General features: G+C 74.2%; 25 protein-coding genes. 13 read left to right on the top strand and 12 right to left on the bottom strand.

Annotated elements, in window-relative coordinates; genetic code table 11:
* Window positions 1-642 precede the first annotated feature (642 nt).
* Complete coding sequence (locus tag ACIBTV_RS29980) at window positions 643-1,314, bottom strand: hypothetical protein (RefSeq protein WP_396710304.1); 672 nt, start codon at window positions 1,312-1,314, stop codon at window positions 643-645.
* Window positions 1,315-1,469: 155 nt separating this feature from the next.
* Entirely contained in the window at window positions 1,470-2,702 is a 1,233-nt protein-coding gene (locus tag ACIBTV_RS29985) for a hypothetical protein (RefSeq protein WP_396710306.1), read from the bottom strand.
* 138 nt (window positions 2,703-2,840) lie between these two features.
* On the opposite strand from ACIBTV_RS29985, the gene ACIBTV_RS29990 reads away from it, so the two are divergent.
* On the top strand, window positions 2,841-3,053 hold the full coding sequence (locus ACIBTV_RS29990) for a hypothetical protein (protein WP_396710308.1): 213 nt from the start codon (window positions 2,841-2,843) through the stop codon (window positions 3,051-3,053).
* A gap of 39 nt (window positions 3,054-3,092) precedes the next feature.
* Here the strand turns inward: ACIBTV_RS29990 and ACIBTV_RS29995 are convergent, their stop codons facing one another.
* Window positions 3,093-4,028: an RNA polymerase sigma-70 factor gene (locus ACIBTV_RS29995; protein ID WP_396710310.1), complete on the bottom strand. Its 936-nt coding sequence runs from the start codon at window positions 4,026-4,028 to the stop codon at window positions 3,093-3,095.
* A 176-nt stretch (window positions 4,029-4,204) separates the two neighbouring features.
* Between ACIBTV_RS29995 and ACIBTV_RS30000 the strand changes: the two genes are divergently transcribed.
* The 4 genes from ACIBTV_RS30000 to ACIBTV_RS30015 all read left to right on the top strand — a co-directional run bounded on the left by ACIBTV_RS30000 (window position 4,205) and on the right by ACIBTV_RS30015 (window position 8,806).
* Window positions 4,205-4,690, top strand: coding sequence for a carboxymuconolactone decarboxylase family protein (locus ACIBTV_RS30000; RefSeq protein ID WP_396710312.1), 486 nt, complete (start codon window positions 4,205-4,207; stop codon window positions 4,688-4,690).
* Window positions 4,691-4,865: 175 nt separating this feature from the next.
* Window positions 4,866-6,176 carry a Na+/H+ antiporter NhaA gene (gene nhaA, locus ACIBTV_RS30005; RefSeq protein WP_396710313.1) on the top strand — a complete coding sequence of 437 codons (1,311 nt, stop codon included), beginning with the start codon at window positions 4,866-4,868 and terminating at the stop codon, window positions 6,174-6,176.
* A 108-nt stretch (window positions 6,177-6,284) separates the two neighbouring features.
* Window positions 6,285-7,175, top strand: a complete 891-nt coding sequence (locus ACIBTV_RS30010) for an ATP-binding cassette domain-containing protein (protein ID WP_396710315.1) — start codon at window positions 6,285-6,287, stop codon at window positions 7,173-7,175.
* A complete protein-coding gene (locus tag ACIBTV_RS30015; protein ID WP_396710316.1) occupies window positions 7,172-8,806 on the top strand; it encodes an ABC transporter permease in 1,635 nt (544 codons plus the stop codon). Before ACIBTV_RS30010 ends, ACIBTV_RS30015 begins: the two co-directional genes overlap by 4 nt.
* Window positions 8,807-8,847: 41 nt before the next feature.
* On the opposite strand, the gene ACIBTV_RS30020 is transcribed toward ACIBTV_RS30015, so the two are convergent.
* Genes ACIBTV_RS30020 through ACIBTV_RS30040 form a run of 5 tightly spaced genes read right to left on the bottom strand, consistent with a single transcriptional unit; the run spans window position 8,848 to window position 13,268 of the window.
* Complete coding sequence (locus ACIBTV_RS30020) at window positions 8,848-10,281, bottom strand: hypothetical protein (RefSeq protein WP_396710318.1); 1,434 nt, start codon at window positions 10,279-10,281, stop codon at window positions 8,848-8,850.
* 3 nt (window positions 10,282-10,284) lie between these two features.
* Complete coding sequence (locus ACIBTV_RS30025) at window positions 10,285-10,632, bottom strand: hypothetical protein (protein WP_396710320.1); 348 nt, start codon at window positions 10,630-10,632, stop codon at window positions 10,285-10,287.
* 58 nt (window positions 10,633-10,690) lie between these two features.
* Window positions 10,691-11,251 carry a GerMN domain-containing protein gene (locus ACIBTV_RS30030; RefSeq protein WP_396710322.1) on the bottom strand — a complete coding sequence of 187 codons (561 nt, stop codon included), beginning with the start codon at window positions 11,249-11,251 and terminating at the stop codon, window positions 10,691-10,693.
* The gene (locus ACIBTV_RS30035) at window positions 11,248-12,603 is read right to left on the bottom strand and encodes a sensor histidine kinase (protein WP_396710324.1); all 1,356 of its coding nucleotides are present in this window, start codon (window positions 12,601-12,603) and stop codon (window positions 11,248-11,250) included. The genes ACIBTV_RS30030 and ACIBTV_RS30035 overlap by 4 nt, the downstream gene beginning before the upstream one ends.
* Entirely contained in the window at window positions 12,600-13,268 is a 669-nt protein-coding gene (locus ACIBTV_RS30040) for a response regulator transcription factor (protein WP_396710326.1), read from the bottom strand. The genes ACIBTV_RS30035 and ACIBTV_RS30040 overlap by 4 nt, the downstream gene beginning before the upstream one ends.
* A 184-nt stretch (window positions 13,269-13,452) precedes the next feature.
* Here ACIBTV_RS30040 and ACIBTV_RS30045 point away from each other — a divergent pair, with 184 nt between their 5' ends.
* From ACIBTV_RS30045 to ACIBTV_RS30060, 4 genes are read left to right on the top strand one after another with little or no spacing between them, the layout of a single operon-like run.
* A complete protein-coding gene (locus ACIBTV_RS30045) occupies window positions 13,453-13,812 on the top strand; it encodes a hypothetical protein (protein WP_396710328.1) in 360 nt (119 codons plus the stop codon).
* The gene (locus tag ACIBTV_RS30050) at window positions 13,809-14,405 is read left to right on the top strand and encodes an STAS domain-containing protein (protein ID WP_396710330.1); all 597 of its coding nucleotides are present in this window, start codon (window positions 13,809-13,811) and stop codon (window positions 14,403-14,405) included. The genes ACIBTV_RS30045 and ACIBTV_RS30050 overlap by 4 nt, the downstream gene beginning before the upstream one ends.
* A 56-nt stretch (window positions 14,406-14,461) precedes the next feature.
* The gene (locus ACIBTV_RS30055) at window positions 14,462-14,758 is read left to right on the top strand and encodes a BON domain-containing protein (protein WP_396710331.1); all 297 of its coding nucleotides are present in this window, start codon (window positions 14,462-14,464) and stop codon (window positions 14,756-14,758) included.
* Window positions 14,755-15,063: an STAS domain-containing protein gene (locus ACIBTV_RS30060; RefSeq protein ID WP_396710333.1), complete on the top strand. Its 309-nt coding sequence runs from the start codon at window positions 14,755-14,757 to the stop codon at window positions 15,061-15,063. Before ACIBTV_RS30055 ends, ACIBTV_RS30060 begins: the two co-directional genes overlap by 4 nt.
* Here the strand turns inward: ACIBTV_RS30060 and ACIBTV_RS30065 are convergent.
* Together ACIBTV_RS30065 and ACIBTV_RS30070 are read right to left on the bottom strand one after the other, a co-directional pair.
* A complete protein-coding gene (locus ACIBTV_RS30065) occupies window positions 15,035-16,585 on the bottom strand; it encodes a metallophosphoesterase (RefSeq protein WP_396710355.1) in 1,551 nt (516 codons plus the stop codon). The genes ACIBTV_RS30060 and ACIBTV_RS30065 overlap by 29 nt on opposite strands.
* Before the next feature lie 416 nt (window positions 16,586-17,001).
* Entirely contained in the window at window positions 17,002-17,451 is a 450-nt protein-coding gene (locus ACIBTV_RS30070) for a phage holin family protein (RefSeq protein WP_396710335.1), read from the bottom strand.
* A gap of 177 nt (window positions 17,452-17,628) precedes the next feature.
* Between ACIBTV_RS30070 and ACIBTV_RS30075 the strand changes: the two genes are divergently transcribed.
* The gene (locus tag ACIBTV_RS30075) at window positions 17,629-18,345 is read left to right on the top strand and encodes an OBAP family protein (protein ID WP_396710337.1); all 717 of its coding nucleotides are present in this window, start codon (window positions 17,629-17,631) and stop codon (window positions 18,343-18,345) included.
* 60 nt (window positions 18,346-18,405) lie between these two features.
* Complete coding sequence (locus ACIBTV_RS30080; protein WP_396710338.1) at window positions 18,406-18,876, top strand: TspO/MBR family protein; 471 nt, start codon at window positions 18,406-18,408, stop codon at window positions 18,874-18,876.
* 48 nt (window positions 18,877-18,924) lie between these two features.
* On the opposite strand, the gene ACIBTV_RS30085 is transcribed toward ACIBTV_RS30080, so the two are convergent.
* Window positions 18,925-19,992: a hypothetical protein gene (locus ACIBTV_RS30085; RefSeq protein ID WP_396710339.1), complete on the bottom strand. Its 1,068-nt coding sequence runs from the start codon at window positions 19,990-19,992 to the stop codon at window positions 18,925-18,927.
* A gap of 224 nt (window positions 19,993-20,216) precedes the next feature.
* Here ACIBTV_RS30085 and ACIBTV_RS30090 point away from each other — a divergent pair, with 224 nt between their 5' ends.
* Window positions 20,217-20,522 (top strand): putative quinol monooxygenase, encoded by a 306-nt coding sequence (locus ACIBTV_RS30090; RefSeq protein ID WP_396710340.1) that lies wholly within the window; start codon window positions 20,217-20,219, stop codon window positions 20,520-20,522.
* Window positions 20,523-20,562: 40 nt separating this feature from the next.
* Window positions 20,563-21,522: an alpha/beta hydrolase gene (locus ACIBTV_RS30095; protein WP_396710342.1), complete on the top strand. Its 960-nt coding sequence runs from the start codon at window positions 20,563-20,565 to the stop codon at window positions 21,520-21,522.
* An 85-nt stretch (window positions 21,523-21,607) separates the two neighbouring features.
* On the opposite strand, the gene ACIBTV_RS30100 is transcribed toward ACIBTV_RS30095, so the two are convergent.
* Window positions 21,608-22,513 carry an AraC family transcriptional regulator N-terminal domain-containing protein gene (locus tag ACIBTV_RS30100; RefSeq protein ID WP_396710344.1) on the bottom strand — a complete coding sequence of 302 codons (906 nt, stop codon included), beginning with the start codon at window positions 22,511-22,513 and terminating at the stop codon, window positions 21,608-21,610.
* Window positions 22,514-22,682: the final 169 nt, after the last annotated feature.

The following is a 22,682-nucleotide window of genomic DNA, read 5'->3' on the forward strand; positions in this document are numbered from 1 at the left end:
CGATTCGGCACCAGCCGGCCACTGCCCAAAATCCTCGACCTGCCCGACCAGGTCTGGATCAACCAGCCCGACCAGGAAACCCAGCCCAAACTCCAAGCCGCTTAACTCCCGTTGGCCTCATTCCCTTGACACGTTCCGTCGAGCCACTGCGACTACTGCGCATAAATTATGTGCCAGCCGAAACCTGTGGCACGGCGTTATGTCTCAAGTCGTCAGCGGCGCCCGCCCCACCGACGCCTTTGTACTGATGGGCACGCCCTGGCCGGTTTAATATGTCCCCCGCCGTACAACGGACGTCGTCCCCCACCGGTCTTCACGCCCAGCCCATCCGGGCTCGCCGAAGAGGTCTCCAGCCTGAAGGATGAGGTCACGGCACTGCACGTGGGATTGGTGTCTCGAATGACGGAACTGCGGCGGACTCCAGCAAGTCACCGCTTCACATCCATCAGCCCGCCCAGCGACGCGGCCGTACGCGAACCGGGACGCCGGCGACGCCAGCCATCCCGAGAGCAGCAACGCCTGACCACTTCGACCTCTAGGAAGAGGTCGAACGCGCCGAGCAGCCCCGCCGACAGGCGACCGCACGAAGAAGGGCCCGGGATGACGGTGCGGGGCCCGGACCATCGGGCCCCGCACGGCGCCTCACCGCCCGGTCGGGATCGGTTGGTTGTCGAGCGGCGGAGCCCAGGCGTGGCGCACCGCCTCACGGGCGGGACGGTGCGGTCGGCCGGTCGGCGCGGGCCGCCACATCGCGTGGGCGGTGACCCGGCCGCCGACGGGGAGGATGCGCCGGTGGGTGTAGCCCTGTCGGGCTAACAGGGCCAGGTCGCCGTCGGTGAAGACGTCCGCGTACGTGGGCAGGCCGAGGGTGTCCATGCACCGTTGGGCGCCCGCGACGACCGCGGCGGCACGTCGGGTCCGGTGGCGCCCTGGCACGGCCAGCAGGGCGAGGTGGTTGTGCGCCTCGGCCGGCCTACCCGCGGCGAGAGCCCGGTCGAGGTGCAGGAACCGATCCTGGTCGACGCCGCACATCGCGGCGACGCGGTCGGCGTAGTGGGCCGGGGGCGGCAGCGGTCGGTAACGGTGGAACCAGGCCGTCGCCGCGGTGCCGTCGGGAAGCAGGAACACGTCGCCGAAGAGCAGCGCGTGCTCGATCCACATGCGGGCCGCGGCGGCGATGACCGCGGACCGGTGTCGCGCGTCCGGCACGAGCCAGGCGGCGAGCCTACCGGGGACGAGGGCCTCGGTGACGAGGTCGACGATCCGGTCGAGGTCGCACCATCGTCCACGAACGACAGATGACTTCACATTCATGGGTAACTCCAGGTCACCGTGGTGAGCGGGCGATCGGTGAGGCGGCCGGCGGGCCGTGACTCGGGCACGGCGGGCCGACGCGGGGGCCACCAGGGGCCGTCAGGCTGACAGGTATGACGCGGGGCGGGGCTCGCGACGGGCGAGGGTGGGACCGGTCAGGCCGGTCGGGTGCCCGGGCGGGGCGAGCGAGAGCAGAAGGCGTCGCCACCGGCGGCCGTACGCGTCAGCGACAGCGGGACGGGCGGTGTCCAGCACACCCGGGCGGCCTCCGCGTCGACGGTGTGGCCGCCGCCGGCGCCGTGCGGCGACCCCGCGCCGCTGGCGCCGGCCGCCGGGGCGACCGGGGCGTGGTCGGCGTGCTGCCGGCCCGGGTCGTGCGCGTCGGCGCCGTGCGGGCGCGCCGCCGCAGAAGCCGACGGTGTCGCGGCCGCCACCGCCCGGTGGGCGACCCACGTGGTGCCGCTGCCGGCGACCGGGCCGAGGCGCCCAGCCGGATCGGCAGCTGCGGAGGGAGGTGGCGGTGGGACCGTCACGCCCGGGGACGGCGGCCGGGCCTCGGGCACCCACGGGTCGACGGGGTCGGTCGGGCTGGCCGCGGGGGGCGGGGCGGGTTGGGGTTCGGCGGGTGGGATCAGCAGGTCGGTCACCGGTGCGAGGGGTTCCACGACCGGGGCCAGCGGCGCGAGGACGGGTCGCAGCGCGGCGCCGACGGGCATGAGTACCGGGGCCAGCGGCTGGAGGACCGGGCCGACGAGGTCGGCCAGTGGGGCGAGCACCGTCGCGCTCACCGGCTCGGTGACGGGCCGCAGGGCCTCCGTCACCGGGGTCAGGAGAGCCAGCGCCGGCCCCGCCGCACCGTGGTGAGGGGACCGGTCCACGACGTGTTCGGGGGCCCGGTGCGGGCGTGCCGACGGCGGAACCGCCCGGTCCGTGGCGGGTCGGTGCGTCGCCGCGCCGTGCCGGGCCGTCGCCGCACCCGTGCGGGCCGTGAAGGACGCCGGACCCGGCTGGACCGTCGGTGCCGGCTTGCCCGGCTGATTCGGCTGGGTCGGCTCGCCCGGCTGGGCCGGCTGAGCCGCCGGCGGCTTGCCCGGCGTTGCCGGTGCCTGCGGTGCCGGCCGGCCGGCGTCGGGGGCGGCCGGCGGCGTCGCCGCGGCGGTGTCGTCGGCGGGGCGCGGCACCGGCGGCGTCACCACCGTGAGGACGGGGCGGAGAACGCCGGTGAGCACGTCGATCGTGGCGCCGACCACCGTGCGGTCCGGACGGTCGGCGGCGTGCGCCGCCGGCGCGGTCACGGCCTCGTGGGTGGCCCACGCGACCGCGGTGGCGGCGAGCAGGAGCCCGAGACGCAGCGCCGCCGGTCTCCACCGCCCGCACCGTCGAGTCATCCCGGCACCCTCCGACGATCAGGGCCCGTACTCTACCGAAAGCAGCGGGACGATCACAGTACGCCGCCGCGCGTCGCGATCCGGCCTCGTCGACATGCCGCCCGCGCCGGGCCGGGTCGGTCGCCGTAGATTCGAGGCGTGCGCGACGTGTGGGGGCTGATCCTGACCACCGAGATCGCCCAGCAGGTCCGGCGGTGGCGTGCCGACGGCTACAGCTGGCGGGCCGTCGCCGCCCGCGCCGACGAGACGTGGGGCACCGACAGCCGGGGCAACCAACTGTTCGGTGCGGACCTGTGCGAGCAGAGCGCCCGGCTGCTGGGCGAGGATCCCGACGCCGAGCCCTGGAACTGACCCACCCGCCCCGCCGACGTCACGTCACCGCGGCCGCTCTCACCGACGCAGCATGTTCTCCCCCGCCATGTGCGACAGCTTCTCCGGGTTACGCACGGCGTAGAGCCCGGTGACGAGTCCGTCGTCGATGCGGACGGCCATGACGGTGTCGAGCTCGCCGTTCATCCGGAAGAGCAGCGCCGGGTAGCCGTTGACCTGCGCCGAGGTGAGCGCGACGGTGCCGGCGACCCGCCCCAGCCCGGCCGTCAGCAGGCGGACGACCTTCTCGGCCCCCACCACGGGGCGCAGCACGGCCTGTTTGATCCCGCCGCCGTCACCGAGCAGGACGACGTCCGGGGCGAGGATGTCGAGCAGGCTTTGCAGATCGCCGGTCTCCACGGCCCGCTGGAACGCGTCGAGCGCGTGCCGGGTGTCGGTGGCCGAGACGACCCGGCGTGGCCGGCGCGCCGCGACGTGCGCCCGTGCCCGGTGGGCGATCTGCCGGACCGCGGTCGGGCTCTTGTCGACCGCTTCGGCGATCTCGTCGTACCCGAGGTCGAACACCTCGCGCAGCACGAACACCGCCCGCTCCGTCGGCGCGAGCGTCTCCAGCACCAGCAGCATCGCCATCGAGACGTTGTCGGCCAACTCGACGTCCTCGGCCACGTCGGGTGCGGTCAGCAGCGGCTCGGGCAGCCAGGAACCGACGTACGCCTCCCGGCGCCGGCGCAGCGTACGCAGCCGGATCAGGGCCTGCCGGGTGGTGATCCGGACGAGGTAAGCCCGCGGGTCCCGGACCGGGTCCGGGTCGACGCCCACCCATCGCAGCCAGGTCTCCTGCAGAACGTCCTCCGCGTCGGCGGCCGAGCCGAGCATCTCGTACGCGACGGTGAAGAGCAGGTTGCGGTGGGCGAGGAACACCTCCGTGGCGGCGTCCGGGCGCTCGCCGCTGCCGGGGCTCCGGTCGTCGGGTCGGGTCTGCGCCGTGCCGGGCATGGTGGGCTCCTCTTCGCTCCGAACCGGGTCACTCATCAGATGCCGACCGGCGGCCCGCTGTGACACCCGCCCGGCGACCGTCGACGTGTCGCGCGTCACGTGGCCGTGCTGTCACGGCGAACGGGTGACCGGCATCCCATGGTCGTCCAGTGCACACGAGCAGTGAGGACGCAACGATGGACACCCGGTTCAACATGTTCGCCAACGAGATCGCCGTCAAGTTCGCCAAGCGCTTCGCCAACGCCGGCCTGGTGATCCACCAGTCGCCGCTGCCGGCGTCGACGCAGGAGCTGGTGTCCCTGCGCGCGAGCCAGATCAACGGCTGCGGCTGGTGCATCGACATGCACACCAAGGAGGCCCTGGCCGCCGGCGAGACCTCGGTGCGGCTGCACCTGGTCGCCGCCTGGCGCGAGTCGACCGTGTTCACCGAGGCGGAGCGGGCCGCGCTGGCGCTCGCCGAGGAGGGCACCCGGCTCGCCGACGCCCACCAGGGCGTGTCCGACGAGACCTGGGCGCAGGTGCGCAAGCACTACGACGACGATCAGATCGCGGCGCTGGTCGCCCTGGTCGCCCTGATCAACGCGGCCAACCGGCTCGCGGTGATCGTGCACCAGCGCGGCGGCTCCTACGAGGTCGGGGCGTTCGCCAACTGGTCGAACTGAGCCTCAACGGGTCGCGGCCCGGCCCGGCCCGGCGTCAGCCGGGCCGGGCCGGACGCGCGCCACGGTGGCCCGCCCTCCCACGGCGCGTCATGATCGCGCATCGGATAGTGTTGGGTCAGGTGTGCCGGGAAGTCTGGTCGGCGGTCCCCTCGTCGACCCCGTTGGAGGCACCCTGATGGCCACCCCGCCCGGCAGCCGCACGCCGCACCTCTTCTCCCGGGGTAGTTGGCCGGAAGTTCGACGCGTCGGGGACATCCTGCGCACGGAGACGGTCGGAGGGCTCCTGCTCCTGGCCGCGGCGGTGCTCGCGCTCGCCTGGGCCAACTCGCCGTGGTCCGACTCGTACCGGGCGCTGAGCGACGCCGAGATCGGACCCGCCGCCCTGCACCTGGACCTGTCCCTGGCGGCGTGGGCGGCCGACGGCCTGCTGGCGATCTTCTTCTTCGTGGCCGGGCTGGAGCTCAAGCGGGAGTTCGTCGCCGGTGACCTGCGTCAGCCCCGCCGGGCGGTCCTGCCGGTGGCCGCCGCGCTCGGCGGCATGACGGTGCCGGCCCTGATCTACGTGGCGTTCAACGCGGGAGCCGGAGGCGACGCCCTGACCGGTTGGGCGATCCCGACGGCGACCGACATCGCGTTCGCCCTCGCCGTGCTGGGGGTGATCAACACTCACCTGCCGGCGGCGATGCGGACCTTCCTGCTGACGCTCGCGGTCGTCGACGACCTGCTCGCGATCGTGATCATCGCCATCTTCTACACCAGCTCGCTGCACTTCCTCCCGCTGCTCGGGGCGCTGGTCCCGCTGGCGATCTTCGGCGTGCTGGTGCAGCGCCGGGTGCGGTCCTGGTGGGTGTTGCTGCCGCTGGCCGCGGTGACCTGGGCGCTCGTGCACGCCTCCGGGGTGCACGCCACGGTCGCCGGGGTGGCCCTCGCCTTCACCGTGCCGGTGCTGCGTCGCACGCCCGGGCCGGGGCCGGGGCTGGCCGAGCACTTCGAGCACCGGTTCCGCCCCCTGTCGGCCGGCGTCGCGGTGCCCGTGTTCGCGTTCTTCGCCGCCGGTGTCTCAATCGCCGGGGCGGGCGGGCTCGGCGCCTCGCTGACCGACTCCGTGGCGCTCGGGGTGATCGTCGGGCTGGTCGTGGGCAAGGCCGTCGGGGTCTTCGGCGCGACCTGGCTGGTGCAGCGATTCACCCGGGCCCGCCTGGCCTCGGGCCTCGCCTGGTGGGACGTGCTCGGGTTGGCGCTGCTGGCCGGCATGGGCTTCACCGTGTCCCTGCTGATCGGCGAGCTCGCGTTCGGCGCCGGCACGGAACGCGACGACCACACCAAGATCGGGGTCCTGCTCGGGTCGCTGCTGGCGGCGGTGCTGGCGGCCGTGGTCCTGCGCGCGCGCAACCGCCACTACCAGGGCATCTGCACCATCGAGGAGCGGGACACCGACGCCGACGGCGTGCCGGACGTCTACGAGGACCAGACGACCCGCGGTTGAGCCCACCGGCGCACCTTCCGCCCGCGTGGTCCGACGCGTACGCTCGTCACCGGTGTGCCGGGAAGTCTGGTCGGCGGTCGTGTCCGTCGTCGATCAGGAGGGCCTCCCATGGCTGTCGCCGCCATCCGCACCGTCGCTCTCACCAAACGCTACGGCTCCGTCCACGCGCTGGACGGGCTGGACCTGACCGTGCCGGCCGGGCAGGTCTTCGGTTTCCTCGGCCCGAACGGCGCCGGCAAGTCCACCACCATCCGGCTGCTGCTCGGTCTGGCCCGCCCGACCGCCGGCCGAGCCTGGATCTTCGACACCGACGCCGCGGACGTGGCGGTGGCGCACCGGTCGCTCGCCTACGTGCCCGCCGACGTCGCGCTCTGGCCCGCCCTGACCGGCGCGGAGATCCTGGAGCTGCTGGGGCGGGTCGGGCCGGGCGTCGACCGGGCCTACCGGGACGAGTTGGTGGAGCGGTTCGCCGTGGACCTGTCGGTGCCGGGACGGGCGTACTCCACCGGCAACCGGCAGAAGGTGGCCCTGATCGCCGCGTTCGCGACCCGCGCTCCCCTGCTCGTGCTCGACGAACCGACCAGCGGACTGGATCCGCTGATGGAACGGGAGTTCCAGGCCGCGGTCGCCCAGGCCCGCGACCGCGGTCAGACGGTCTTCCTCAGTTCCCATCAGCTGGCGGAGGTCGAGGCGGTGTGCGACCAGGTGGCGATCCTGCGCGCCGGCCACCTGGTCGAGGTCGCCCCGGTCGCGCAGCTGCGCCGGCTGCACCGCAGCCAGGTCGACGTCGGCTTCACCGGCACGCCACCGGACCTGCGTGCGGTGGCCGGCGTCGACGCCGTGGAACAGGTCGGGCCCGGGCAGCTGCGGTTCACCCTGACCGGCCCGCCGGCACCGGCGCTGCGCGCCCTCGCCGACGCCCAGGTCCAGGCGGTACGGATCACCGAGCCGACGTTGGAGGAGATCTTCCTCGACTACTACACCCGGGAGTCCCGGTGACCGCCGTCGACGCTCCCGCGCCGGGGGCCGTCCGGCTCAGCGGACGTGCCGGCGGGCACGCGGTGACCGGGTTGGCGTGGCGCCAGGTCCGGCGGGGCAGCCTGATCGTCGCCGGTGTCGTCGCCGGAATGTCCGCGATGGTCGCCGCCACCTACGCGAGCACCGTCGGCGACGCGCTCGATGCCGCCGCGCTCGCCGCCCTGGCCGAGAACCCCGCCATCCGCACCCTGTTCGGTGAGCCGATCGCCCTGGACGACCCCGGCGGGTTCACGGTGTGGCGGACCGGCACGGTGCTCGCCGTGCTGCTGGGGGTGTGGGGGCTGCTCACCGCCACCCGGATCACCCGCGGCGAGGAGGACGCCGGCCGGTGGGAGCTGTTGGCCGCCGGGCGGGTGCCGGTCGCCGGGATCGTGGCCCGGCACCTGGCCGTGCTGGCCGGCACGCTCCTCACGGTCGGCCTCGTGACCGTGGTCGCGCTCGTCGCCGCCGGCACCGCCGTCGCAGGTGCCGTGCTGCACGGCGCGTGCCTGGCCCTGGTCGGGCTCCACTTCGCCGCCGCCGGCACCCTCGCCGCCCAGGTGTTCCCCACCCGCGGGGCGGCCACCGGCGCGGCGGTCGCGCTGCTCGGCACGGGCCTGCTCGTCCGGATGGTCGGTGACGGGGTGGACGCGCTGGGCTGGCTCCGGTGGCTGTCCCCGTTCGGGCTGGCCGCGCTGGCCCGACCGTACGCGTCCGATCGTGTCCTGCCGCTGGTGGTGCTCGCGGCCACCACCGCCGCGCTGGTCGTCGCCGCCCTGGTGGCCGCCGGACACCGGGACGTGCGCGGCGGGTGGCTGGCCGCCCCGTCGGTGCGCGCGCCCCGCCGGTGGCTGCTGGGGTCGGTGCCGGGTTTCGCCGCCCGACGGCTGACGCGCCCCCTCCTCGGCTGGGCGGCCGGCGTCGGCTCCTACTACCTGCTGATCGGTCTGCTCGCCGTGTCGATGACCGAGTTCCTCGCCGCCAACCCACGGTTCGCCGACCTCGCCGCCGAGGCCGGGTTCGCCGGCCTCGGGTCGGTCGAGGGTTACGTGGCGGCGCTGTTCGCGCTGCTCGCGATCCCGGTCGGCGTCTTCGTCGCCGTCCGCGTCGCGGCCGTCGCCGCGGACGAGACCGGTCGTCGCCTGACGCTGCTCTACGCCCAGCCGGTCACCCGGGTTCGGCTGCTGATGGCGGAGGTCGCCGTCACCGGCGCGGGCGCGCTCCTGCTCGCCGTCGGGGCGGGCCTGCTGACCTGGGTGGGCTGCGTCGTCGTCGACGCGCCGCTGGCGCTGGGCGCGGCGATCGCCGGCACCGTCAACGTGCTGCCGATCGTGCTGCTCTGTCTGGGCGCGGCGGTGCTCGCGCTGGGCTGGGCGCCCGGCGCCGTCACGGCCGTGGGAGCCCTGCCGGCGGTCGGCGGGTTCCTCCTGCACGTCCTCGCCGACAGCACCGGCGCGCCACCCTGGGTCGGTCGTCTCTCTCCGTTCGCACACCTCGCGCCCGTCCCGGGCCTGCCCCCGGACCTGCCTGCGGCGGCGGTCATGCTGGCCACGGCCGGCGCGCTCGCCCTGCTCGGGGTGGCCGGCTACCGGCGACGCGACCTGCGCGGCTGAGCACGGTCGGCGGTGCGTCCGGCCGTCACCGGCCCGTGGCCCTACCGCTGGTCGCCGGTGGCGCCCTGGCGCTCCGCGACGAGGTCGGCGATGTCCTGCAGGAGCTCCTGCATGGCCGGCACCGTCCCCCTCGGCATGTTGGGGAAGTCGAGCACGGTCGTCCGGGTGGGGGTAGTCACGGTGACCGCGTCCTCCTTCCACCGGTGGCCGCTCGGGGTGCCCCGCTCCACGAAACCCGGCTCGAAGGTGCAGCGCGGGAACACGTCGTAGGGAAGGTTGAGCGCGTGGGAGTGGTGGCGCGCGGCGGCCCGATAGCGGAAACCCCGGTCGGTAAAGGCGGCGCTCGATTTTCCGCGCTGGAAGTAGGACAGGTCCAGGACGGCGAGGAGCCGTTCGTCGTCGGCCATCGAGTGGTGTCCGCGGACGATGTCCGAGAGGCGGAGCGGAATGTCCGGGACGACGTGGAGCCTGGTGCCCTGCCGCATGCGGAGCAGCATCGTCACCCGGTCGAGGAACGCCTCCCCCGCCAACGGGTCGGAGCGGGGCGTCCGGTCGGTGCCGCCACCGGCGCCGCCGTCGGCAGGTCCACCGCCGTCCGCACCGCCGTCGGCGCGACCGCCGCCGTCCGGGCCGCGATCGTCGGCGGCCCGGGGTGCGGCCCGGTTCGGAAAGATCCCGGCGTTGCCCAGGTCGCCGCCGCTCTGGTCGGGGACGTGGACCTCGGGACGGGGCGGGTGCTCCTCACCGGAGGCGAGCAGCGCGGCGTAGACGAGGTCGCAGACCCGGCGCGGGCTGAGCGCGCCGACGGTGTCCGGATCACCGGCGGCGAGCACGGCGAGCAGTTCGCGGTGGAACAGCGTGAGGGTCGAGGGGTCGGCCAGGCGGGCGCCGTCCACGGCGCTGGCGGCGCAGAGCATCGCCACGCCCCGGTCCCCCGGCGTCGCGCGGACGATCTCGGCGGCCTTCGCCGACGCGATCTCCTGCGGGCCGCCGCTCTGGTAGAAGTACGTCGCCGCCACCCCGGCGAAGCAGCAGTCGAGCAGGAGCAGCCGCGAACTGCGGGGCGCGCAGGCGCGCAGCAGCCCGGCGAGCGTCGACAGCCGCAGGCTGGTGTCGGCCTCGATGGGGGCGCGCGTGTCGGTGACGAGGAGGCAGTACTCCTTCGCCGGGCCGAAGAAGGTGCCGTGCCCGACGTACGCGAAGAGCACCAGCGTGTCGGCGCCCTGCGGCGCGTCGAGGGCGGCCAGTCGCGCGGTGAGGAAAGCGGCGATCCGCTCGTAGTGGGCGACGGCGTTCGGCTCGTCGAAGAGCCACAGCACGTTCTCGTCGGGCAGGCCGGCGCCGTCGGCGTCACCGAGATAGGAGCGCAGGGCCGTGGCGGAGTTGTGGAAGGCCGCGGCCGGTTCGAAGTGGGTCAGGTGCGGCCAGCCCTGCGCGCCGCAGATGACGGCGAGCGTACGTCGTGGGTCGAGCACCGGTCAGCCGTTGAGGAAGTCCGTGACGATCCGCTCCGTGCGGGCGGTGGCCTGGCCACGCAGCTTCACGTGCACCACCCGGCCGTCCGGGAGCGTACGCCGCAGTTCGAGGTGGGCGTCCTGCCGGCGACGTAACCAGGCCGCGATGCCGGCGGCCAGCGTGGTCACCGCGCTGGAGCCGAGCACGATCGCGAGCGTGGCGCCGAAGTCCTGGCTGCGCGTGTCGGTGCGGCGGCGCTGCACCGGCAGCGTCGGATCCCGGTGGGTGAGGAAGTCGGCGAGGTCACCGGCGAGCTGGTCGGCGTGGCCGAGGTCGCCGTCGAACGCGACGAGCACCTCCGATGTGGACATCGCTACCTCCGTCTACGGCGCGCCGGTCCCGGCGATGGTAGTAGTCGTCCGCAAGCCTTCAGCCGTGGCGCAGCAGCGGCGCGTAGTCGGCCGTGGTGAGGGGACCCTGGGTCAGGGAGCCGTCGGCGCGGGGCACGTCCAGCGGCTGCCCGGCCCGACGGAAGGACACCCCGGTCACGTCGCCGCGGGACGTGAGGGTGCAGACGAGCTGACCGAACGCGAGCACCTCGTCGCTGCGGCCGGTCTCCTCGCCGGCCGGCCGGACGTCGACCTCGGCGACGGTGCCGTCGAGCCGGGCGCCGGCGACGGCGATCGTGCCGGGCAGGGCGCTGCTCACGCCCCGGTCGCGCTCCTGCGCGCGGGGACCGGCGAGCAGCTGCCGCAGGTGCTCCTCGACGCCGGGCAGCGTGTCCGTGCGGCGCACGACCCGGTCGATGCGGTCGTCGCGTACGTAGCAGAGCGTCTGGTCGACCCGCCCTCCGGTCGCGGTCGGGCCGGCGGTGACCGGCGTCGGGAAGGGACCGGGTGGGACCTCGACGGCCCGCGGGACGTCGTCGGTCGGCACGCCGCACCCGCTCAGCAGGATCGCGAGGCCGACCACCCAGAGACGGGCCCTCACGGCCGCCTCCCGGGCAGCTCCACCCAGAACCGGGCGCCCCCGCCGGGGCGGTCGGTCACGCCCGCCCGGCCGCCGTGCGCCGCGGCGTGCTGCGCGACCAGGGCGAGGCCGAGGCCCGTGCCGTCGCTGTCGGCGCGGTCGTGCGCGGCGCGTCCGCGGACGAATCGGCCGAAGATGAGTTCCCGGTCCGCGGCCGGCACGCCGGGACCCTGGTCGTCGACTTCGAGGACACCGGTGTCGGCACCGCGGGTGGACAGGCGCACCGCGACCGGGCCCCGGCCGTACCGGGCGGCGTTGTCGAGCAGGTTGAGCAGGATCTGCTCCACCCGACGCCGGTCCACCGACCAGGTGCGCGGCGTGGTCGCGTCGATGTGGACGAGGCTGTCCGGCAGTGCCCGGGTACGGCAGGCGTCCCGGGCGAGGGCCGCGACGTCGACGGGTTGCCGCTGCGCGGGTTGTTCCGTGCGGGCGAGCTGAATCAGGTCGTCGACCAGGCGCTGGAAGCGGGCGATCTCGTCGGCGACCAGGCCCGCGGCGGTGGCGGTGCGCTCGTCGTGCTGCTCCCGCCGGCGGGACAGGACGCTCGCGGCGGCCGCGAGGGTCTGCAACGGCGAGCGCAGCTCGTGGCTGACGTCGGCGGCGAAGCGCCGGTCCCGCTCGATGCGCTGCACGAGCTGGTCGACCATGTGGTTGAACGAGCTGGACAGCCGCGTCAGATCCGGGTCGGTGGTGGGGTCGAGCCGGGTGCTGAAGTCCCCGGCGGCGATCTTCTCCGCGGCGTCGGCCACCGCGGTCAGGGGGCGGACGCTGCGGCGGGTGGCGTACCAGCCGAGCGCCGCTCCCGAGCCCGCGATCATGATGGCCACGGCGGTCAGCGTCAGGGCGACCACCTGGAACGTCTGCTCGACCTCGCGCAGTGAGGTGAGTTCGTAGTAGCTGGTGGTGTCCGACAGGGGCACGCCGACGAGCAGGACGGGCTGCCCGTTGACGCGGACCCGCTGGACCGCCGGTGTGCCGGAGCGGACGAGGTGGCGCATCTCGACGGGGATCGCGCCGGGGCCGGTCTCCGCGGTGCGGGCGTACCACCGGTCCTCGCGGTGCAGCAGGGGACGGCGGATGCTGCCGGTGTCCAGGGACCGCAGGATCTCCACCACGTCCGGCGCGTCGGTCTCCAGCCCGGTGCGGACGACGGCCGCGTCGAAGTAGGCGGCGCGCAGCGCGGTGCGTTCCCGCTCCTCCAGCAGGGAACGCCGGGTGAGGTCGTACGAGAACAGCGCCATCGACGCGGCGAGCAGTAGCGCACCGACGGCGAAGCCGGCGGTGACCCGGGCACGCAGGCCGAGGCGGGTCATCGCTGCAACTTGTAGCCGAGACCGCGGAGGGTGACCAGGTGCCGTGGGTTGGTGGGGTCCGGCTCGATCTTCTGCCGGACGCGGCCGACGTGCACGTCGACGAGCCGTTCGTCGCCGGTGTCGTAGCCCCACACGCGCTGCAGCAACTGCTGGCGGGACAGCACCTTGCCGGCGTGCTCGGCCAGCTCGCAGAGGAGCCGGAACTCGGTGCGGGTGACCGGTACGGGTCGACCCGCCCGACGCACCTCGCCGGCCTCGGGGCTGATCTCCAGATCACCGAACACCTGCGCGGACACCTGCGTGACCCGACCCCGACGGCGCAGGGCCCGCAGACGCGCCGACAGTTCCTTGATCGCCACCGGCTTGACCACGTAGTCGTCGGCGCCGGCTTCGAGCGCCGCCACGATGTCGTGGGTGTCGTCCCGGGCGCTGATCACCACGATGGGGACGTCGTCGTCGCGGCGCAGCTGCCGGATGCACTCGAAGCCGTCCATGCCCGGCAGCATCAGGTCGACCAGCACGTTGTCCGCCGGTGTCGTCCGCTGCCACCGCAGCCCCTCCTCGGCGGTGGCGACCCCGTGTGTGTCGTAACCCTCGTCCTCGAGCGCGAGCACCATGGCCAGCCGGATCCGGGCGTCGTCCTCGATCACCAGTACGGCCGTCATAGCGGCATCATCCCCGGTCGCCGGCGTGTCGCCCAACCGCGCCGGCCGTCCTCGCCATTTGTCACACAACTGTCATACGACTGCGCGGTCACCTCCAAGATCACCACCGAGAGTGGTCAGGTGCCGGGCGGACGGGCCGTCGCCCGCTCCGCAGCGGCGGACGGCGCAACGACAGGAGGGGTCAGTGACCGGCAGCGCGCTCGTCAGCGCACTCGTCGTCGGACTCGCGGTCGGCGGCGCCGGCCGGTTCGTCGTACCGGGACGCACAGCCGTGCCCGTCTGGTTGACCCTCGCGCTCGGCGTGGCCGCCGCGCTGCTCGGCTCCATCCTCGTCCGCGTCGCCGGCGCCGACGTCCACGAACCGGACGCGTTGTGGCTGGTCGTGCAGACCGGCTCCGCCGGGGTCGCCGTGGTTCTCGCCGTCCTCGCCGGCCGGCAGCGCCCCGCCGACGTCACGACCGGCCCCGGGCGCCGCACCGCCGGGCCGTTCCTGCTCCGCCGGCCGGGGCGGCAGCCCGGTGACGATCGAGAGGAGGTGCGATGACCGTCGTACCCTCGGACCACACCATGACGCTGATCTGTGACGGCTGCGGCGACACGATCACCGGGACCGCCCGCGTCCTGCCCGACGCCGAGGTCGTCTGGACGCTCGTGCTGGAGTACGGGTGGGCCGGCTCGCCGTTCGCGTCCGGGCCGCACCACTGCCCCCGCTGCGACGTCACCGCCGCAACGGACGGCGCGACGGGCGCGGCCCACGGCGACGGCCGCCCGCAGCACCTGTTCGGGATCGACGACCTCGACGAGCTGGGCCACGACCCGGCCGTCGTCGACACCGACCCCGCGGAGGCGGTACGACGGGCGCTGCGGGAATCGATCGAGGTCGGCCGGCGCGTGCTGGTCGACCTCACCGACGTGGAGACCATCAACTCGGTCGGGCTCGGCGTCCTGGTCCGCGCCCACCAGGAGGCCCGCCAGCGCGGTGTCACGCTGTGCCTCGTGGGACCGTCCCGGTTCGTGCTGACCGTGCTGCACACGATGCGGCTCGACGGCCTGTTCCCGGTCCTGGAGAGCCGCACGACTGCTCTTCGCGGACTGACCGCGGTGCCGACCGGGGCGCCGGTCGCCGTGCCGGAGTGACCCTGTCCCGTACGCCGACCACCGATCCGATCCCCGTCCCCCTGCGGAGAGAACCGATGATGCTTCCCTGGCCGTACCCCGACGAGCCCGCCTCCGGCCCGGAGGGCGATCCGGGTCCGCAGGACGAGGACGTACGCCTCGCCGCCCTCGTCGCGCAAGGGCTCTGCAACGACTGGAGCACCCGACGTCAGCAGATCACGGTCACCGTGCAGAACCGGGTCGTCATCCTGACGGGCACGGTGGGCAGCCCGCAGGCCCGCGCGGCCGCCGGGCAGCTCGCCTGGGACGTGCCCGGCGTCTTCGACGTGTGCAACGCCCTGTGGCTGACGGCCCGGCACGGCAGGACGCGATGAGCGACCTCTCGATCACCTCGATGATCCGGTCGGCGGGAGCGGTCACCCTCGTCCTGCGCGGATCGGTCGGGCGCGCCGACGTCGGTGCGCTGCGCGCCACGTTGGGCGAGATCCTGCGCGTCAACCGCCCGGCGACGCTGGAGCTCGACATGTCGGGTCTGCTGGAGATCGATCCCGGCGTCACGGGCATGGTCGCCGCGATCATCGTCGACGCCAACCGAGGCACGAAGATCAGGATTGTCCGCGCGCCGGTGACCGTACGCCGCCAGTTGCGGCTCACCGGTGGGGAGGACCTGCTGGGCTGACGGGCTGCGCCGGCACGTCCCCCGCCCCCGCCCCGGCCGCCTCCGGCGGCGGAGCCGCGTCCAGCACCCGCCGGTCGAGGCTCACCTGGGCGAGCCCGGTGCCGCCCACCCGGATGTCGTCGTACGCCTCGAGCCGGTGGTCGGGGCCGAAGTACAGGACGGACATGGCCAGCGGGGTGGGCTCCTCGTGCTCCAGCCCACGCAGCCCGGCCCCGCCGCTGGAGCCCTGCACGGCCAGCCGTGTCGCGGGCTCACCCTCGGGCGCGGGCAGCATGCGGACGTCGCGTTGGTGGGTGTGCCCGGCGAGGACCAGCGGCACCGTTCCGGCGAGCGGCTCGGCCGACGCCGGGTCGTGCACCAGGGCGATGTCGACGGCGCTGCCGGCGGCGCGGACGGTGTCGGCGAGCCGTTGACCGGCGGCCGCCGGGCTGGTCGCCCCCTCCGCCCACGGTCCGGCGTCGGACTCCTGTTTGTCGGGGGTGAAGCGGGGGTCGCCGATGCCGGCGATGCAAATCCCGGCGACGTCGGTGATCGTGTCGTCGAGGACGACCGCGTTGGGTTGACCGGCGACGGCGGCGGCGGTGCGGGCGGAGTCGTGGTTGCCACGGACGTAGACGTACGGGACCTTGAGCTGCCGGATCATCGACACGTACGCGGTCTCCGGCTCGCTGCCCCAGTCGGTGATGTCGCCGGTGTCGATGACGAGATCGATGTCGAACTGCTCCACCACGGTGCGGATGACGGGCCAGGCGGCCGGGTTGAGGTGCAGGTCCGAGACGTGCAGGACCCGGGTGGTGTCCGGGCTGGCCTCGTAGACGGGCAGGTCGGACATCGTGCTGTAGAGCTTGCCCACGTTGCCGACGAGCCGTTGCAGCTGGTCGGCGTAGCGCGTGTAGTCGTCGCTGATCCGGCGGGCGTCACCGATCAGCGTCGGCGCGTTGACCAGCAGCCCCTCGTACCGTGGCTCGGCGATCGCGCCGGGTCGTACGGTGAGCGCGGCGGCGCCCAGCGCGCCGCCGGTGATGGCCAGCGCGAGCGTCCCGGCCCACGCCGTGCGCCGAGTCGAACGGAACGTCAACGCCGCCAGCAGCATCGTGCCGAGGACGGACGCGGCGACGGTGCGCAGACCCAGCCGGATCAGGGCGTCCCGGATGTCGTCGGGGGCGGAGGCGCCCGCGGCGGCCAGTCCGTCGGGTGCGCCGATGAGTGCCTGGGCGCGCTGCTGGTCGAGCGCGTCGAGGCTGGCGGTCAGCCGGGCGGGGCCGGAGTGGGTGTCGAGGAAGAGCGACCCCAGCGGCGGCACCGAGATCTGACTGCCGCCGTCGGTGGAGGGGCTGAGCTGGAACCGTACGGTCAGCGGTCCCACGTCCGCGGTCACCCGCCCGGCGAGCAGGGTGCCGCCGGTGACCCCGGCGAAGGCGACCACGATCACGGCGAGGACGGTCAGTCCTCGCCGCGCCCAGTGGGCGGCGTGACGCTTCACGGCTCCCCCCACCTCTCCCCCGGAGGCCGGAACACGCATGGGTTCACGCATGTGGCGGCCAAGGCTACGTCGGGCGGGAGGCCTCCGACCAGCAGCGTCGGGTACCGGTCAGGCGGCGTGGGGCCACGGCGACGGCCGCGGTCCGGCCGATCGGCGGGCGGAACCGGACAGGCGGCGCAGACCGGCCGATGCGCGGCGTCCGGCCGAGCCGATCGGCCATGACTCCCTCGGACGCTGTCGAGCTGCCCCAGATTTGGGGCGCCCCAAATCTGGGGCAGCTCGACAGGACCAGCGGGCAACTCGACAGGACCAGCGGGGAGCTCGACAGGACCAGCGGGCAACTCGACAGGACCAGCGGGGGGACGGCTCGGCCGGCGGGTGCGCGGGCCGTGGGGCGGGGGAGGCGGGCACCCAGCCGGCGGCCACGGCCCACCGACCCGGCACCGACCTGCGGCTCAGCCCTGTCGGTTGACCGCGTCGCGGGCCGCCTCGGCCCCGGCCGGCACCACCCGGTTGGCGGTGGTCGACACCATGTCGCTCACCTCGTCGGCGAGCCAGGCCGAGGCGCCACCGGCCGCACGCAGCTGCTGCAGCCCCAGCCGGCCGAGCACCAGGGCCCCGGCCAGGTAGCCGGCGGTGAGACCGGCCGTCGCCAGCCGGCGCGGCAGGAACGTCTCCAGCATCCGCAGCACGGTCGTCGAGGCGGCGCCCGCGCCGAGCACCAGGCAGCCACCCGCGGTGGCCAGCAGGGCGACGCCCAGGCCGGCCGGGCGTACGGCACCGATCACGTGGTCGCGGGCGGCCCGCAGCTCGTCGCGGACGATACCGCCCACCTCCTCGGCGAATCGTCCCGTCATGTTGCCGGTCCACCCGTCGTGCCGCGGCTCACCCGTCACGTCGCTCATGGTCCCTCCCCCTGCGCCGATACCCCCGGGCTGCGGGGGTACCCGGGCGATCTCGTCGCACACCGCCGGGGTCGCACTTTCCGCGACGGCTCCCGCGCGGTCACGAACAGCACCGGCGGCCGGTCCGGAGGCGTAGCGTCGGAACCGAGCCCGAGTCGCCCAGGACGGGAGCCGACAGTGCCGAGCCAGCGCCGCGACAGCCCGCTCCGACCGCCCGGGGAGTCGACCAGCCTCTGGCACCAAGGGCTGAACCTCGGGGCGAAGGCCCTGCAGGAGTCGACGCCGCTGAAGGGCTTCGACGCGTACGTCGTCGGTTTCCACCCGGCCCGGGAGGACCCGGCGATGCAGATGGAGGCCCACCACTACTGCCGGCAGGTCAACGACGACTTCCTGCAGTGCGTGCTGTTCGACGGCAACACCGCCGAGGCGAACCTCATCGGTGTGGAGTACATCGTGTCCGAGCGGTTGTACGGCACCCTGCCGGAGGCCGAACACCGCTACTGGCATCCGCACAACTTCGAGGTGCTCGGCGGTTCGCTGATCGCCCCCGGGCTGCCCGAGCCGGCCGAGCGGGCGCTGATGGCGATGCTGATGAACAGCTACGGCAAGACCTGGCACACCTGGCACACCGGCCGCCACGACACCGGCCCGGGCGACGCCCTGCCGCTGGGCGACCCGATGCTGATGTGGTCGTTCAACCGGGACGGGCAGTGCGACCCGGCGCTGGAACAGCACCGCGACGAGGCCATGGGCGTCGACCGGGCCGAGAAGCGGGCGTCCCGCTCCGGACTGGTCGAACGCGCCCACCCGCAGAACGGCGTCGCGCTGCTCGACCCGGCCTTCCCCGACGGCACACCGCTGCCGGGGGTCGTGGACCGCGCCGAGGCCGGCTGAGCGCCGGAGCGGTCGTCGCCGACCACGGTTGACCGGAAGCCGGGCGGGTACCGCAACTCCATGCGAGCTCCCACCTGGATCGCCACCGGCGCCGCCGTCGCCGCCACGGCCGCCGCCGGCAGCGTGGCCACCGACCCGGCCTCCCGCTGGTACCGGCGACTGCGCAAGCCCCGCTGGCAGCCGCCACCCGCCGCGTTTCCCCTGGTCTGGACCCCGTTGTACGCGCTGATCGCGGTGGCCGGCACCCGAACGCTGAACCGCACCGGTGGCGCCGAACGGGCTGCCTTCACCCGCGCGTACGCGCTGAACCTGGCGCTCAACGCCGGCTGGACCGCGCTGTTCTTCCGGGCGCACCGGCCCACGGCCGCGCTGGCCGAGATCGCCGCGCTCAACGTCTCCAACCTGGTCGTGCTGCGGCGCGCCGCCCGGACCGACCGGTTCTCCGGCCTCGCGCTGGCCCCTTACGCCGCATGGACGGCGTTCGCCACCGCGCTCAACGGGACCATCGTGGCCCTCAACCGTGACCGGTGACCGGCGGGTCGTCGCGCGTGACGACGCTGACGCGGCCGTTCGCCGGGGTCACGAAGCCTGACCGGGGTCCTGGACGATCCGGGTGTGCCGGTCGGGTGTCAGGTGGGAGAAGACGCGCAGGTGCCGCTGGTCCACCCACTGCGCGGACTCGCCGTCGCCGAAACCGTCGTAGCTGTCCCGGTCCTTCCGGGTCAGGTTGGCCATCCGCCGGCCGTCGACGGCACAGGCGTAGACGTCCGTCGCCAGGCCGTTGGGCTCAGGTGACTCGAACGCCACCCGGGCCCGTCGCGGTTCCGGGTCCGACAGCAGCGGCCGACCGGTCGCCGGGGACAGCCACACGTCCTCGGGATAGCGGATCCCGGAGCGTACGACGAGCAGGTAACGGCTGCGCGACACGGGGCGCCCGCCCGCGCACTCGACGGCGACGACCAGGCCGGGCGTCCCGACGGTGCCGACCACCTCGACCCGCCCCTCGGCCAGCGCGGCGGTGTCGAGGTACGGCAGGATTCCACCCCGGTCGAGCAGCCCGATCCCGGCGAAGCGCCGCCTCGGCGGCCGCTTGGCGACCGCCTGGAGGTACGCGAGGTCCGTGATGATGTGCAGGACGACGACGGTCGCCGCACGGCTGGAGCCCCGCACGACGAACCGGTGCGGCAGGGGTGTGGCCCGGGCGAGGTCCGCCTCGGACAGAGCCGCCCGCAGGTCGACGGCTCTCGCCCCCCGCTTCCCCGCCGCGTCGGCCAGTGACCACTCAGCCGGCAGAACACACAGGTCGCGGTCGGGCACCAGGACCCGCCGCTGCGGGCCCTCCCCGTATTCGACCGTCGTGACCTCGACCGTCGGGCCCACCGGGATCGAGTCGAGTTCCAGTGCGGTACGCAGATAGCGTCGCCGGGCGCGGGCGCTCACCTGCTCCAGGTCGCCCGGCGGTGCGTCCGGCCGGAACTCCAGCAGCAGGTAACCGCTGACGCAGAGCCCGGTCAGCGTCCACGCGATCCAGAGGTTGCCGGCCAGGAAGGCCGGCACCTCGGAGGTCGAGTAGTTGACGACGATGCTCGTGACCGTCAGGGCGAGGGCGGCCAGCAGGGACCGACGCACGCCCCGCTCGGTCCGCATGCCCGGAGGTTAGTTCACCACCGGCACCCGGCCCCATCCCCCGACCGCTCCCTTTGTCGTGGCCGGGCGCGGGCGGTCGACCGACGTGGCGGTCCCGGCGGCCGGTCACAACTCAGGCAGGATCAGGCAAACACGGAAGAGGATCTTTCTAACGTTCCCCCTGTTGGTACGGCCACCATTGGATTCACACCGAACAGATCCCCGATCCACAATGGGAGAATCCGATGAGCGTCAACCACGGCTTCCACGCCACCATGACCGCCCGGCCGGGCAAGGGCGACGAACTGGTCGCGCTTCTGCTCGACGCGCCGTCGCTGCCCCACGAGGACTGCGTCGTCTTCCTGGTCGGCCGCTCGGCCGGCAACCCGGACGTGGTGCACGTGACCGAGGGCTGGACCAGCCGGGAGGCGCACGCCGCGTTCTTCGCCACCGAGCAGGCGCAGGCGCTGGTGGCCGAGCTTCAGCCGCTGCTGGCCGGCGAGTCGCACTACGGCGACGAGGTGCCCGTCGGCGGCAAAGCCGCCTTCTGAGAACCCCTCCCCGACCCTCCGCTCCGGAAGGACCACCCTGATGCTGGCACGACCCGACTTCGACCCCGAACTGCGTACGCTGCTCACCCAACTGCCCGCCGCGCCCCACCTCGACGCCGAGATGCTCACCCAGATCCGACCGTTCGCGGTGCAGCCCGTCGGCCCGCTGCTCGACGGCCGCGCCGTGGACCGGCGCGAACTCACCGTCCCGGCCGCGGACGGCACGCCGATCCCGCTGTCCGTCCTGCGTCCCGCGAACCACACCCCGGCCACCGCTGCCCCCTGCGTCTACTGGATCCACGGCGGCGGGATGGTGATGGGCGACCGCTACTCCCAGATCGACATCCCGCTGGAGTGGCTGGAGCTGCTCGGCGCGGTGGTGGTCTCGGTCGACTACCGGCTCGCGCCCGAGGTCGGCGGCACCACCCTGGTCGAGGACTGCTACGCCGGCCTGACCTGGGTCACCGACCACGCGGCCGAACTGGGCGTCGACCCGGCGCGCGTCGTCGTGGCGGGTGCCAGCGCCGGCGGTGGCCTCGCCGCCGGCGTCGCCCTGCTGGCCCGCGACCGGGGCGGCCCGGTGATCGCGGCCCAGGTGCTGATCGGCCCCATGCTCGACCACCGCAACGGCACCACCTCCAGCCGCCAGTACGCGGGCGGGCCGGGCGTCTGGACGCGGGAGATGAACGAGTTCGGGTGGCGGTGCGTGCTCGACGGACTCGACGGCGACGTCCCCGCGTACGTGTCACCGGCGCTCGCCGACGATCTCGCCGGCCTGCCCCCCACCTACATCGACGCCGGCTCGGCCGAGGTCTTCCGCGACGAGGACGTCGACTTCGCCAGCCGCATCTGGGCGGCCGGCGGGCACGCCGACCTGCACATCTGGGCCGGCGGCTTCCACGGCTTCGACGCCCTCCACCCGACGGCCCTCCTCTCGGCCGCGGCCCGCCGCTCCCGCACCGAGTGGCTGGCCCGCCGCTGGCAGCCGGTCACCGCCTGACCCGCCGGGCACGCGGCGGCCCGCCCGATCCGAGCCCCGGGAGCGCGGGTCGGTCCCGCGCCCCGGGGCGTGGGAGTGCCGGCGGTCAGACGACCGCCGGCGCCGGGGCCCGGGTGACACCGCGCAGCCGGGCCGCGTCCTGGCTCGGTGGGGCGCCGAACTGGCGGCGGTACTCACGGCTGAACTGCGACGGGCTCTCGTAGCCGACCCGCACCCCCACACCGGTGACGTCGTTGGGGTGGGTGGCGAGCAGGAGCCGCGCCTCCAGCAACCGGATCTGCTTCTGGAACTGGATGGGGCTCATCGACGTCACCGCCTGGAAGTTCCGGTAGAACGCCGACGCGCTCATCCCGGACCGGCGGGCCAGGTCCTCCACCCGGAACGACTGCGCGTAGTGGTCACGGATCCAGGACACCGCCCGCGCGACGTGACTGAGGCTGCTGTCGGCCAGCCCCAGCTGCCGGACCGCGGCACCCTGCTCCCCGGTCAGGACCCGCCAGAGGATCTCCCGTTCGATCAGGGGCGCGAGCACCGTGGCGTCGCGGGGCCGGTCCAGCAGCCGCAGCATCCGGACCACCGCGTTGCCCAGCTCGTCCGGGGCGTCGCTGACCACCATCCCCGACGGCGCGCCGCCGGCCAGCGGCGGAAGGTCACCGGGCGCCGCCTGCGACAGCAGCTCCGCGATCAGGGCCGGACGCAGGACCAGCCCGAACCCGAGCGCCGGCGCGTCGGCGCTGGCCCGGGTGAACCGGCCGGTGACCGGCAGGTCGACCGACGCCACCAGGTACTGACCGGCGCGGTACTCGTACATCCGGTCGCCCAGGGCGATCTGCTTCGCGCCCTGGGCGATGAACGCCAGCACCGTGCCGGACATCGACGTGGCCGGTGGGGTCCGGCGGTCGACCTTCGAGATCAGCACCCCGTCGATCGACGTACGCATGTCGGGCCGGGCATGACGCGCCAGCAGCGCCCGCAGCTCGGTGAGGTCCACCGCCCGATTGTGACCGACGCGGCCGCCGACCCGCCGGGGCGCGGGCGGCGACCGCCACGGCGCGGGTCGTCGGCGACCGGGAGCTGCTGGCGCGCCGGCTGGCGCTGGTCAGCTTCCGCTGACCGGTGCCGCTCCGGCGGTCGACCGCGGTCCCGGTGAGGGCGACTCC

Origin of the sequence: Micromonospora sp. NPDC049366, assembly GCF_044466625.1 — a bacterium.
Classification (GTDB): domain Bacteria; phylum Actinomycetota; class Actinomycetes; order Mycobacteriales; family Micromonosporaceae; genus Micromonospora.